The 12,895-nt window shown below is 43.2% G+C and carries 10 protein-coding genes; 7 read left to right on the forward strand and 3 right to left on the reverse strand.

The genetic code is table 11. The features are described 5' to 3' along the window. Positions 1-180 precede the first annotated feature (180 nt). From guaA to FHW89_RS21090, 6 genes are all read left to right on the forward strand, one after another. On the forward strand, positions 181-1,710 hold the full coding sequence (gene guaA / locus FHW89_RS21065) for a glutamine-hydrolyzing GMP synthase (protein ID WP_172337025.1): 1,530 nt from the start codon (positions 181-183) through the stop codon (positions 1,708-1,710). Beyond that, complete coding sequence (locus tag FHW89_RS21070; RefSeq protein ID WP_172337026.1) at positions 1,667-2,908, forward strand: ABC transporter substrate-binding protein; 1,242 nt, start codon at positions 1,667-1,669, stop codon at positions 2,906-2,908. Before guaA ends, FHW89_RS21070 begins: the two co-directional genes overlap by 44 nt. Further along, the gene (locus tag FHW89_RS21075) at positions 2,905-4,080 is read left to right on the forward strand and encodes an RsmB/NOP family class I SAM-dependent RNA methyltransferase (protein ID WP_172337027.1); all 1,176 of its coding nucleotides are present in this window, start codon (positions 2,905-2,907) and stop codon (positions 4,078-4,080) included. Before FHW89_RS21070 ends, FHW89_RS21075 begins: the two co-directional genes overlap by 4 nt. A gap of 177 nt (positions 4,081-4,257) precedes the next feature. Beyond that, positions 4,258-4,629: a DUF4180 domain-containing protein gene (locus FHW89_RS21080; protein WP_172337028.1), complete on the forward strand. Its 372-nt coding sequence runs from the start codon at positions 4,258-4,260 to the stop codon at positions 4,627-4,629. Between the two features lie 84 nt (positions 4,630-4,713). Continuing rightward, positions 4,714-5,019: a helix-turn-helix transcriptional regulator gene (locus tag FHW89_RS21085; RefSeq protein ID WP_172337029.1), complete on the forward strand. Its 306-nt coding sequence runs from the start codon at positions 4,714-4,716 to the stop codon at positions 5,017-5,019. An 11-nt stretch (positions 5,020-5,030) separates the two neighbouring features. After that, complete coding sequence (locus FHW89_RS21090) at positions 5,031-5,519, forward strand: SRPBCC domain-containing protein (RefSeq protein ID WP_172337030.1); 489 nt, start codon at positions 5,031-5,033, stop codon at positions 5,517-5,519. 199 nt (positions 5,520-5,718) lie between these two features. Here FHW89_RS21090 and FHW89_RS21095 read toward each other — a convergent pair whose 3' ends face one another. From FHW89_RS21095 to FHW89_RS21105, 3 genes are all read right to left on the reverse strand, one after another. Next, positions 5,719-6,288 carry a MarC family protein gene (locus FHW89_RS21095; RefSeq protein WP_076377851.1) on the reverse strand — a complete coding sequence of 190 codons (570 nt, stop codon included), beginning with the start codon at positions 6,286-6,288 and terminating at the stop codon, positions 5,719-5,721. A gap of 161 nt (positions 6,289-6,449) precedes the next feature. After that, positions 6,450-7,943, reverse strand: a complete 1,494-nt coding sequence (locus FHW89_RS21100) for an amino acid permease (protein ID WP_172337031.1) — start codon at positions 7,941-7,943, stop codon at positions 6,450-6,452. A 317-nt stretch (positions 7,944-8,260) separates the two neighbouring features. Further along, positions 8,261-9,817 carry an amino acid permease gene (locus FHW89_RS21105; protein WP_172337032.1) on the reverse strand — a complete coding sequence of 519 codons (1,557 nt, stop codon included), beginning with the start codon at positions 9,815-9,817 and terminating at the stop codon, positions 8,261-8,263. 523 nt (positions 9,818-10,340) lie between these two features. On the opposite strand from FHW89_RS21105, the gene FHW89_RS21110 reads away from it, so the two are divergent. Continuing rightward, positions 10,341-12,758, forward strand: a complete 2,418-nt coding sequence (locus FHW89_RS21110; RefSeq protein WP_172337033.1) for an outer membrane beta-barrel protein — start codon at positions 10,341-10,343, stop codon at positions 12,756-12,758. Positions 12,759-12,895 lie beyond the last annotated feature (137 nt).

The raw sequence follows: 12,895 nt of genomic DNA on the forward strand, positions 1-12,895 counted from the left end.
AATAGATCCTTCGTTCCTCAGGATGACAAGTTAGTTTAATCGAATAATGAAGAAATCCTGATAATCCCATAATCCTATAAATCATGGTTCAGAAAAAATCAGCGGAATCAACGAAATCATTGATTCCCAAAATCTCAAATCTCATATCTCACATCTCACATCAAATTTTTATCTTTGCCCATGCAAGAAAAAATCCTCATTCTTGACTTTGGCTCGCAATTCACCCAACTCATCGCGCGCCGCGTCAGGGAGCTCAATATTTACTGTGAGATCCACCCCTTCAATCATTATCCCGAAATTGACAGCACTGTAAAAGGAATCATCCTTTCCGGCAGTCCTTATTCTGTAAGGCAGGAAGATGCGCCTCATTTTGATTTCGCGCAGTTCCATACCACCCGCCCAATCCTGGGGGTTTGTTATGGTGCACAGTACGTGGCCCATTTCCATGGCGGCGAAGTTTTGGCTTCAAGCACCCGCGAATACGGTCGTGCCAATCTGGATTATATCAACAAGGAAAATCCGCTGTTTAAAAATATCCCTGAGAACTCACAGGTATGGATGTCGCATGGCGATACCATTGCCCGCATCGGCGATAATTTTGAGGTTATTGCAAGTACCGATAGCGTAAAAGTTGCGGCTTACCAGGTAACCGGTACCCAAACTTACGGTATCCAGTTTCACCCGGAAGTAACGCACAGTATCGATGGCAAGCAATTGCTGGAGAATTTTTTGGTTGACATTTGCGGTTGCAAACAGGATTGGACACCCGATTCGTTCATCGAAACCACCATTGCCGCCCTGCGCGAAAAACTGGGCGATGATAAGGTAGTATTAGGTTTATCAGGCGGTGTTGATTCATCGGTAGCGGCAGTATTACTGCACCACGCCATCGGCAAAAACCTGCATTGCATATTTGTAGATAACGGCCTGCTGCGCAAAGGCGAGTACGAACAGGTACTCGACTCTTACAAGCACATGGGCCTAAACATAAAAGGTATTGATGCCAAACAACGTTTTTATGATGCGTTGGCAGGCGAAAAAGATCCTGAGAAAAAGCGTAAAGCCATTGGTCGCGTATTTATCGAGGTATTTGACGATGCCGCTCACGAAGTTCAGGATGTAAAATGGTTAGGACAAGGCACTATCTATCCTGATGTTATTGAGTCGGTTTCGGTAAAAGGTCCGTCGGCCACCATCAAATCGCACCATAATGTTGGTGGTTTGCCCGATTTTATGAAACTGAAGGTGGTTGAGCCGCTGAATACCTTATTTAAGGATGAAGTTAGGCGTGTAGGCAAGGCCCTGAACATCGATCCGAATATTTTAGGCAGGCACCCATTTCCGGGTCCGGGTCTGGCAATCAGGATTTTAGGTGATGTTACACCAGAAAAAGTAGCTATATTGCAGGAAGCCGACGCGATTTACATCAACAATTTGCGGTCATATGGTGTTTACGATAAGGTTTGGCAGGCCGGCGCTATATTTTTGCCGGTACAATCGGTAGGGGTAATGGGCGATGAGCGTACTTACGAGAACGTGATATGCCTGCGTGCTGTGGAATCACTGGATGGAATGACAGCCGACTGGTGCCATTTACCTTATGACCTGCTGGCCAAGATCTCCAACGAGATCATCAATAATGTAAAAGGAATTAACCGGGTAGTATATGATATCAGTTCAAAACCACCTGCTACCATTGAGTGGGAATAAATGGTTATTGTTTTTTAGCGTGGCGCTGATACTGGGTGCATGTTCACCCAAAGTGCAGCCTGTATCAACGCCCGTAAAAAAAGTCGAAAAACCCCAGCCCAAGCCCGCAGAAAAACCTCCCGTTAAGCCTGCTGCAAAAGTTGCTGTCATATCCATGATATTACCTATGGGGCTTGATCATGTGCGGCCGCGCAATTACAGCAACGCAGGCTTGAGCCAGGCTAATATGAGTGTTGAATACTACCAGGGTTTTAAACTGGCTTTAGACTCGCTGGCTGCCCAGGGTGCTAATTTTAAGCTACAGCTTTATGATTCCAAAGATGATAACTCCACCACGCTTGGTTTGGCTTATCATACCGAGGTAAGAGCCAGCGACTTGATAGTTGGCCCGGTTTATCCTGATGGGTTAAAACAGTTTGCCGTAGTTATGGGTACGCGCATGGCTGTTTTGTCGCCGTTATCACCCGCTTCACCGGCTACCATCAAAAGCAACAACCTGATTACGGCTATACCTCCGCTGGAGTATCACGCCGTGGGCGCAGCGCAATATATTAACGACAAAGTCAAGCCCAAAAAGATCTTCATTCTTCGCTCGGGATTTAGCCAGGAGAACGATTATGTGTTCAACTTTAAAAAAGCAACCGATAGTTTAAGCAATAAAAAAGTTAAAATTATAAGCGTGATCATTACACGGGGCAAACTGAGCGGTTTGCTGCCCCAGTTGTCAAAAACAGAGCGTAATGTGTTTGTGATACCGGCTACCGATCAGGCATTTTTGGGTGTTACGCTGCGGTCACTGGATACTTTAAACAAAAATTATCCCGTGGTACTGTTTGGCCATCCCAGCTGGGAAAAGTTCGGCTTTTTAAAAGCCGATATATTGCAGCGGCTTAAAACGCATATTACATCAAGCGATAAGGTAAATTACAAGCAAGAAGCTACCATTGCCTTTTTGCGCAGTTATCGTAAAGCATACCACGTGGAGCCTACCGAATATGCCATTAAAGGCTTTGACGAAGGCTTGTTTTTTGGACGCCAGCTTTCTGAAGGGAATAGGAATATGACGGAGATTGACAAAACCGATTTTACAGGGATACATAATGGCTTTCATTTTGTAAAAAAACCTGGATTAGGTTGGGTCAATACACACGTAAATATATTAATGTATAGTAACTTTGAGTTAAAACAGGTAGAATGAAGGCTATAAACCAGCTTAAAACGTTTCAGCGAATTTTGGGTGAATACCCTGCCGATACGCCTCTAAGTAAGTTTTTGCCCGGCTTTTACCGGCAAAATAAACAAATGGGATCAACGGACAGGCGTATTGCCAACCGGTTGATGTACAATTACTTCCGGATAGGCATTGCTCTCCGAGGTTTACCTGCCGACGAGCGTTTATTTGTGGCCGAATTTTTATGCAACACGCAAATCAATTCCTTTTTACAAAATTTTAAACCGGATTGGGCCGCTTGCATTGGTTTTAATATTGACGATAAACTGGCATTGGTAAAAACGGCATATCCTGATTTTGACCTGGATGATGTATTTCCATGGGTGTCGCAATTATCGCCGGGCATTGATCGTAATGCTTTCTTAAGATCATTTTTCACACAACCTGATCTTTTTATCCGGGTGCGTAATGGTTACGATCACCTGGTTAAAGCAGAGCTGAGTAAAGCGGAGATCGTATTTAAAGACGAAGGTAACGGCTGCTTATCGCTGCCCAACGGTACCCGGCTCGAAACCATATTCCCCAAACAACATTGGTTTGAGGTGCAGGACTTTTCCTCGCAGCAAACCGGCGATTTTTTCAGACCGCAACGCTGGGATAGCTGGTGGGATGCCTGTGCGGCATCGGGCGGTAAATCGTTGCTGCTGCATGAAGATGAGCCCAACATTAAGCTGGTGGTGTCAGACATCCGCGAATCGGTGCTGGCCAACCTGGACGAGCGCTTTCACCTGGCTGGTTTAACCAAATATCAGAAAAAGGCGCTTGATCTCACCACCAATGTCGATCAGGTATTGCATGATTATGCTTTTGACGGCATCATCCTCGACGCTCCATGCAGCGGATCAGGAACCTGGGGGCGTACACCCGAGATGATAGCCCAGTTTGATCAGCATAAGATCGAATTTTTCCAGAAGCTCCAAAAAAGCATCGCCCAAAACGTAGTTAAGTATCTGAAGCCCGGTAAACCGCTTATTTATATCACCTGCTCGGCCTTTAAAGGCGAGAACGAAGATGTGGTTGATTTCCTGGTGAAAGAGCTTGGGTTGAAACTGGAAGAAAGCCAAATACTCAAAGGCTACGAGCGCAGGGCTGATACTATGTTTGTGGCGAGGTTGAGTTTTCCAGTACCCGTAATATAAAAATTATGTCATTCTGAACGGAGTGAAGAATCTATTATTCAATAGACAAAGTTTATAATAGATCCTTCGTTCCTCAGGATGACAAATCTTGTTATAAGAGTCACTTTATAGCACACCATTGTAACAAACCATAGCAAACCTCCGTCTACATAGTCAAATAAAATATATTACTATACTATGGACATTAACCTGATCAACACGAATGATTTAATTATAGCCGAAATTGTAGCCGATAGCATCATCATTAATGATGCCCAGGATGCATTAGATATACTGGCTAACTGCGCGTATCAGGATGCAAACCGGATCATCGTTTACCAGAAAGACATTACGGAAGATTTCTTCGAGCTTAAAACCAAACTGGCCGGGGAGGTACTTCAAAAATTTTCTAATTACAACTCCAAATTAGCCATTGTAGGCGATTTTTCCGGATATGGCAGCAAAAGCCTGCGCGATTTTATTTACGAAAGTAATAAAGTCGGCAGGGTAAGTTTTGTAGCCACCAAGGAAGAAGCCATAGAGGCGCTGTTAAAGGGCGTGAAAGTATAAGAAGGCTCGAGCGAAAAAAATGAAAATAAATTTGCGCAATTGATTGGTTGCGTTTATATTTGCAATCAATCGGTTGCAAATAATATGAGACGAGACATTTTTCAAGCTATAGCAGATCCTACCAGGCGGGCGATTTTAGGCTTACTGGCCTTGCAGGCGATGACACCCAACGCTATTGCCGAGCATTTTGACAGTAGCCGGCAAGCGGTATCTAAACATATTCAGATCCTGATGGAATGCGAAGTGGTGAAACAACAGCAAACCGGCAGGGAAATTCATTACCATTTTAATCCGCAAAAAATGAAAGAGATAGATTTATGGCTCGATCGTTTCCGCAAGTTGTGGGAAGATCGTTTTGATCAGTTAGATAATTTATTAGAAAACCTATAAACAAATTCAATATGAGTGCAAAAACGGAGATCACTAAAGACCTGGCTAACAAAAAGATACGCGTTGTACGGGAGTTTGCCGCCCCTTTAGAAAAAGTATGGAAAGCATGGACAGATGTTAGTCTGCTGGAACAATGGTGGGCACCAAAGCCCTGGAAAGCCGTATCTAAAACATACGATTTTAGTGAGGGTGGTTTTTGGCTATATTCGATGGTAGGCCCAAATGGCGAAACAGCCTGGTGCCGGGTTAATTTTAAAACCATAGTACCACAGCAGAGCTTTACCTCTACAGCCTTGTTCTGTGATGAAAATGGCGTAGTAAATCCTGATTTCCCGGCGATGCATTGGCTGGTAACTTTCCACTCGGTTGGAGCAACTACGCAGGTAGTGGCAGAACTGACATTTGATAATGAAGCCGATCTGGAAAAAATCGTTGCAATGGGCTTTCAGGAAGGCTTTACTATGGCACTGGGCAACCTGGACGAGCTGTTGGCAGCTTAATTATTATAACTATATCAAAGAAAGAGGAGGCTGGCCTGAAAGGTGGCCTCCTTTTATATTTTGTGATAAATAAGGTTCGAAAACGAGGGTTGTCATCCTGAGCTCCGTCGAAGGATAGAGCGCAAAGGCTCCTACACCATGCTTCGACGGGGCTCAGCATGACACCCTTTTTTAATACCCCCCCTTCAGGGGGCAGGGGCTACAAGTGCGTATTGCTCCTGAATAGTTTAATAGCGATGGCCAGCAAAATAATCCCGAATGATTTTCGCAGGATGCTCAGGCCAACCGGGCCTAAGAGTTTTTCGATCCACTTTACGTTTTTGAGTACGAAATAAACCACAATGGTATTGAGTACTATACCCACCAGAATGTTCTGGGTTTGATATTGCGATTTGAGCGAGAGCAGGGTGGTCATGGTTCCGGCTCCGGCAATCAGCGGGAAAGCCAGGGGCACTATAGAAGCCGACAGGGGGACTTCTTCTTTAAAAAAGTCAACACCAAGCACCATCTCCATGGCAATGATAAATATCACCAATGAACCTGCAATGGCAAATGAGGCTACATCCAAACCAATAACGGCGAGCAATTCATCGCCCACAAACAAAAACACCACCATCAGGATAAGTACCGCTATGCTCGCTTTTTCCGATTCGATATGCCCCACACGCTGCCTTACCTGGATAATTACCGGTATAGCGCCAAGGATATCAATAATGGCGAAAAGGATCATGGTAACGGATAGTACTTCCCTGAAAACTAATGGATGCATGGCTGTAGGGTTTATGCTGGTGCAAAAATGCGATTAAAATATAAAGAAAGATAAAAAGAAAATATGATGTGCGGAAATTTATACAGCAAATGGTTGCAGGGGGCGGATACAAAAAAGGACCTGAGTTAACTCAGGTCCTTTTTATAAATAATGATATAATCTTAGCCTTTTTCAATTGGGTTCATTGGATCATTTGGGTCTTTTGGGATGTTGATAATTCCTTGTCTGATAAGCGAATGCTTTTTACTGTAGAAGAAATAAATTAACAAACCGATGATCATCCAAACAGCCAAACGGATCCAGGTATCAAGCGGTAAGGAAACCATCATTAAAACGCAAATGATAATACCGGCAATGGGTACAAAAGGCACCCAAGGTGTTCTGAAAGGGCGTGGTGTGTTTGGATCGGATTTTCTCATCACCATAACGCCAACGCAAACCAGAACAAATGCGAACAGGGTTCCGATAGATACCATTTCGCCTACCACGTGTACAGGTACAAAGGCAGCGAATAAACTCACGAACACCGCAAACAATAAGTTTGATTTATAAGGAGTCTGGAATTTTTTATGAACCGCCGAAAATGTTTTAGGGATCAGGCCATCTTTTGCCATGGTGTAAAACACACGTGATTGGCCCATCAACATCACCAATATTACCGAGGTATAACCGGCCAATATAGCTACGATGATAGATTTTTGTAACCAGGCATAAGGTGTTTTGGCTATCGCTACAGCAACAGGTGCCGCGCTGTCCTTAAATTCTTTGTAATTGGCAACGCCGGTCATTACATGCGAAAATAATACGTACAATATGGTACATACCAGTAATGAGCCTATGATACCAATTGGCATACCTTTTTTGGGGTCTTTGGCTTCTTGTGCCGCTGTTGAAACCGCGTCGAAACCGATAAAGGCAAAGAATACCACACCGGCCCCGCGTAATACACCTGACCAGCCAAATTCACCGAATTTACCGGTATTAGGTGGTATATAAGGGGTATGGTTCGCCGGGTTGATAAAGCCCCAGCCAACAGCTATAAATACCAATACAACCGCAACCTTCAATACAACCAACAGGTTATTTACAAAGGCCGATTCTTTTGTACCGCGGATGAGCAGCAGGGATAAACATACAATGATAAATACCGCGGGAAGGTTCATGATACCATGTACCACCGTACCATCGGCAAGGGTCCCGGTTTCCCAGGGCGATCGCGTAAACTGGGGCGGGATTTCCAAATTGAAAAAGTGGAGGAACTTGGTTAAATACTGCGACCAACTGATGGACACGGTAGCAGCACCCAATGCATACTCTAAAACAAGATCCCAGCCAATGATCCATGCGGTGAATTCACCCATGGTAGCGTAGGAGTAGGTATAAGCCGATCCGGCGATAGGGATCATACTGGCAAATTCGGCGTAGCACAAACCGGCAAACGCGCAACCTATGGCCCCTATCACAAATGATATGGTAACCGCTGGCCCGGCGTTATTGGCCGCTGCCAAGCCTGTTAATGAAAATAATCCGGCACCTATAATAGCGCCGATGCCCATAGTTACTAAATTAAAACTACTTAACGTTCGTTTTAATGTACCTGCACCTGATTCAGATGCTTCCTTCAGTAATAAATCAAGAGGTTTTTTAAATCTCATAAATTGTAATTAAAAGTATTTTGTTTTGATAAGAGGGATCTTAATAAATTTAGGACGGGCATAATTGCAGTAACTATGATATTATTAGAAATAACGAAAAAGATTAGGGAAATGGATTGTACCTCTTTTAAAATTAAAGGGTGCATGATCTTGTTTTTTCTTAATTATTTTAACTATAAACTTATATAAGTAGAGGAGTCAAGGTAAGAAGAAAATATCATGTGCCAAAATTAATACAACAAATCACTTTGAAAAATCAACAAATCAAAAAGGTCCCGAAAAATCAGAACCTTTTTGATTTATAATAACTTGTATAATTATTCAACAAATTTTGGGTTGATAGGATCGTTGGCAGCCTCAACTTTGCCATGCCTTACATGCGAACGTTTGATACTGTAGCCAAAGTAAATTATAAAACCGATCAGCAGCCAAATGATAAGCCTTGCCCAGTTTTCCCATCCTTCACTGGCAATCATACACAAGCAAATGAGTGCACCCAACGGACAAACGATCATATAAAGCGGCGTCTGGAACGGGCGTACAATGTTTGGATCTGTTCTGCGCAGAATAAATATACCTATGCAAACCAGTACGAAAGCGAACAGGGTACCTATACTCACCATATCGCCAACATATTTATCCGGTATAAAACCGGCAAATATAGATACGAATATGAAAAATAACCACTGTGATTTATAAGGTGTGCGGTATTTTGGGTGAAGTTTTGAGAATACTTTAGGGATCAAACCATCGGTGCTCATGGTATAAAACACACGGGTTTGGCCCATCAGCATCACCAGGATTACGGATGAGAAGCCAGCAAGGATTGATACAGTAACAAACGAAGCCAACCAGCCATAACCAGGCATGGCAGTTCTGATAGCGTAGCTTACAGAAGCTTCTTTACCTTGTATCAGGAAGTCTTTATAAGATACCAAGCCGGTAAGTACGTGTGAGAATAAAATGTATAATGCTGTACAGAAAACCAATGATATCAGGATACCTTTTGGCATATCTTTTTGTGGATTTTTGGCTTCCTGCGCAGCAGTCGAAACGGCGTCGAAACCAATAAAAGCGAAAAATACTACACTGGCGCCGCGTAAAACACCCAGCCATCCGTGGTTAAAAGTATCGCCATAATCAACAACTCCTGTACTTACCTTTATGGTACCAGCATCAGCCGGGATTATGTACGGGGTATGGAACGCTGGGTTTATAAAATGCCAGCCCAAACCAATAATCAGGAGTACAATAGCTACCTTAACAATTACAATAATGTTGTTTACCACAGCCGATTCGGCCATGCCGCGGATAAGCAATAAGGTAAGCAGAAATATGATAAATATAGCAGGTAAGTTTACAATCCCTCTGGTACCCAGTTCGGCAGCATACATTCCGGAGGTTGTGTTTGACACTTCAAAGAAGGAGTGTGTCCACTGGTAGGGGATATGAAAATTAAAAAATGTTATTAAGAATTCGTTGAAATATTGCGACCAGCCAATGGCTACAGTGGCCGCCCCAAGTGCATACTCCAATACAAGGTCCCATCCTATGATCCAGGCAATAAATTCGCCCATGGTGGCATAAGAGTAGGTATAAGCCGAGCCGGCTATAGGTATCATGCTGGCAAACTCTGCGTAGCATAAACCAGCAAGGGCGCAGCCAGCCGCCGCGATAAGGAATGAAATAGTAACGGCCGGGCCTGCATGTTCACCGGCTGCCGCTGCTGTGCGCACAAAAATACCGGCTCCGATAATAGCACCAATACCCAGTGCTATAAGCGACCCAACGCCTAAGGTTCTTTTCAGCGATTTTTCCGTCTCGACAGACGCAGCCATCAATTGCTGAATAGGTTTCTTAATAAATAACTTCATTTGAAAATAATAAGATCAGTTTTAAAAATTCAAAATTCACATTTCGCCAAACGTACTTAAATTTATTGGAATCCTAAAGCGCAGAATGTAACATCACTATAATGAGGTATTTCCAAATAAAAGTGTGCAAAATCGAGTAAATCTATAGGTGATGAGATTTTCTATAAGGACTTATGTAAGTGCCTCATTTGTAGCGGAAGCCGGTAAAATCGGTGTTTTAATGACACATTACCTTTTAAGCAAAAATAACTGTTAAATAAACACCGGTAAAATCAAAAAATATTCTTAAAGTTAAACAGATCGCTCTCTTTTTTTTATTTATTTCGGCTTATTTCCGCCTGTTTTTCTTAAAAAAACATTTTAACCTTCAAAGTTTTATGGTTTACCGGTTTTTAAATGCTATAATTTAGGATATTGTTTGTATCAGCGATATTCATTCTTTTCCTTTTGGTATATCTTAGCAAAAATTTCCCATTTCAGCTATCTTTCCTTATTATTAGCCAAATTATAAACTCTGCCTGCTTTGAAATTTACTGGTACTTTACTCTTTTTAGCCTTTTTATGCACTGACCTTTCGGCACAAATAAAATTAACAGGAACCGTGACCGACGCTTCTAAACACGCTTTAGGCTATGCGGGTGTAAGCCTGCTCAGCATTGGGAGTAATAAAAATCAATCTTTACAAACGGATGCGGAGGGTAAATTTGCTTTTCAAAATCTGCAAACCGGGCAGTACTTGCTTACTGTGGCGTTTACGGGTTATACTAAATATGAATCGCCATTATCCATTATAAAAGATACGGTGGTTAGCGTTATCCTACAAACCTCAAACACGCAATTGGGCGAGGTGGTGGTTATCGCTAACAAAGCCGCTGTTGAAAATAACCAGGAAAAACTGGTTTACAACGTATCTGCCAATATCACCGCGACAAGTACCGACGCGTTGACTGCCATAGGTAAAGTTCCCGGAGTAAAAGTAAATGGAGATGACATCAGCATTGTGGGTAAAGGTAAGGTAAGAGTAATGGTGAATGATCGGGTTGTGCAATTGGCCGGCACCGACCTGGCCCGGTATTTAAAGTCGATATCGGCTAACCAGATCTCTAAAATAGAAGTGATCAAAAATCCATCGGCCAATTACGATGCCGATGGTAATGCCGGGCTCATTAATATAACCACTAAACGCAGCAGCAAACAAGGATTTTCGGGCAATGTACAACTCAGCGACAGGCAATCGCTGCATAGCCCGGCCAACGTTTTTGGTACCAGTAATTACTGGCTGGCCGCGGGCAGCGCCAATTTGAATTATAATGCTGATAAATGGTCGGCTTATACCAATGTCAGTATGGATCATGATCATGAACTGGAAGGTTTTGAAACCGATGTTTTTTACCCTAAACAAAGCTGGCTGCAAACAGATACGGGCAATTACAGGGGACACAATTTTAATATTATTGCCGGGGTCGATTATAAGGTAAGCCCCAAAACCACCATTGGCCTATCATACCTGGGGGGCAAAAGTGTTTATGACGGATCTGATCATGTGAACAATCCTGTTTATAATACCAGCGGCGGTCTGGATTCAACCTTAAGAACTTATGCCACTTATCACCCCATAGCTATCAGCAATTCGGGTAACGCGCACGCGGTGATCAACTTTGATACTACCGGCAAAAAATTAGTACTTAATGCCGACTATTTTAATTATAACCGTAATGACCGGTCGGACTTTGAAAGTAACAGCTACCTGCCCAACGGACAGGTGATCCCGGCCAGTAACACCCGGTATTTTGATACCAACAAGCAGCTTATCAACCTGTATACCTTTAAAGCCGACGCCGAGATACCCACCAGCTTTGCCAAATTGGCTTTTGGCGGTAAACTGAGTTTTATCAATAACTATAGTAACGCCTATTATTATGATAAGGGGGCTAACGATGAGCTTACCTATAATACCAACCTAAGTAACGAGTTCCGGTATATCGAGAACACCCAATCATTATATATCAACCTGAATAAGGAAAAGGATAAATGGAAATACCAGGCTGGCTTGCGTGCCGAGTACACCGAAACCAAAGGCACTTCTTACACGCTAAAACAGGTGAACACTAAGAAATACCTGCAGTTGTTTCCTTCGGTGCTGATATCGTACCAGGCAGATACGGCAAACAGCTACTCACTAAGCTTTGGCCGCAGGATAAACCGGCCTACCTTTTGGAACCTGAACCCATTCAAATCATTATTTACGGCTTACAGTTATGGCGAGGGTAATCCATTTCTGCAGCCGGAGTATAACAGCAACCTCGAGCTATCACATACCTACAAAAATATCCTCACCTCGGGCTTGTTCTTAAACATTACCGACAATGGGTTTAACAACCTAACTATAGCCAGCGCCGATACCAACCTGGTACGCACCATACCGCTCAATTTTATAAAAACTTACCGGGTAGGGGTCTCCGAGAATTTGTCGCTGCACCTGTTTTCCTGGCTGGATAATAATAACCAGGCCACTTTTTACCATACCGACGCGCATTCCAGCTTGTCTTATATCAAAAGCATCAGCGGGTACGGGGCTTACCTGGCCACCAATAATACGGCTTATTTTAATGCCGGTAAAACTTTTGCCGCGGCTGTGAATTTATGGTACCAGTTTCCGGAGGTTGATCATATTGGCCGTTCAGACGCCTACTATAAACTAGACATAGGCTTTACCGCATTGGCCATGCAAAAAAAGCTAAACATTACCCTAAATCTTAACGATGCTTTCAGGAGCAGTGCTTCGGCGGTAACAACTACCGTTAACGGTATCAGGAGCAAGTTCACCAACTTCCAGCTCAATCGCTTTGTACAATTGGCGTTAAGCTATCGCTTTGGCCGGGAAACTACTGCCGAAAAACGCGACACGGGCAACGAGGAGGAACGCGGAAGGATACATTGAGAAAGCTTAAAGCCGAAGGCTGAAAGCTTAAAGCGAAAGGCACTCTCAAAAATGGAAAGCTAAAAGCGCACACGATCATAAAAAAGTTTTGAGCCTTCGGCTTTAAGCTTTTAGCTTACCTATCGTGTATTTTACAA

The sequence above is a fragment of the Mucilaginibacter sp. SG564 genome, from assembly GCF_013149275.1.
Lineage (GTDB): Bacteria > Bacteroidota > Bacteroidia > Sphingobacteriales > Sphingobacteriaceae > Mucilaginibacter.

What these genes read in the sequence shown, in the direction of transcription:
- guaA (WP_172337025.1), top strand. Translation starts at nt 181, where the DNA reads ATGCAAGAAAAAATCCTCATTCTTGACTTTGGCTCGCAATTCACCCAA.
- FHW89_RS21070 (WP_172337026.1), top strand. Translation starts at nt 1,667, where the DNA reads ATGATATCAGTTCAAAACCACCTGCTACCATTGAGTGGGAATAAATGG.
- FHW89_RS21075 (WP_172337027.1), top strand. Translation starts at nt 2,905, where the DNA reads ATGAAGGCTATAAACCAGCTTAAAACGTTTCAGCGAATTTTGGGTGAA.
- FHW89_RS21080 (WP_172337028.1), top strand. Translation starts at nt 4,258, where the DNA reads ATGGACATTAACCTGATCAACACGAATGATTTAATTATAGCCGAAATT.
- FHW89_RS21085 (WP_172337029.1), top strand. Translation starts at nt 4,714, where the DNA reads ATGAGACGAGACATTTTTCAAGCTATAGCAGATCCTACCAGGCGGGCG.
- FHW89_RS21090 (WP_172337030.1), top strand. Translation starts at nt 5,031, where the DNA reads ATGAGTGCAAAAACGGAGATCACTAAAGACCTGGCTAACAAAAAGATA.
- FHW89_RS21095 (WP_076377851.1), bottom strand. Translation starts at nt 6,288, where the DNA reads ATGCATCCATTAGTTTTCAGGGAAGTACTATCCGTTACCATGATCCTT.
- FHW89_RS21100 (WP_172337031.1), bottom strand. Translation starts at nt 7,943, where the DNA reads ATGAGATTTAAAAAACCTCTTGATTTATTACTGAAGGAAGCATCTGAA.
- FHW89_RS21105 (WP_172337032.1), bottom strand. Translation starts at nt 9,817, where the DNA reads ATGAAGTTATTTATTAAGAAACCTATTCAGCAATTGATGGCTGCGTCT.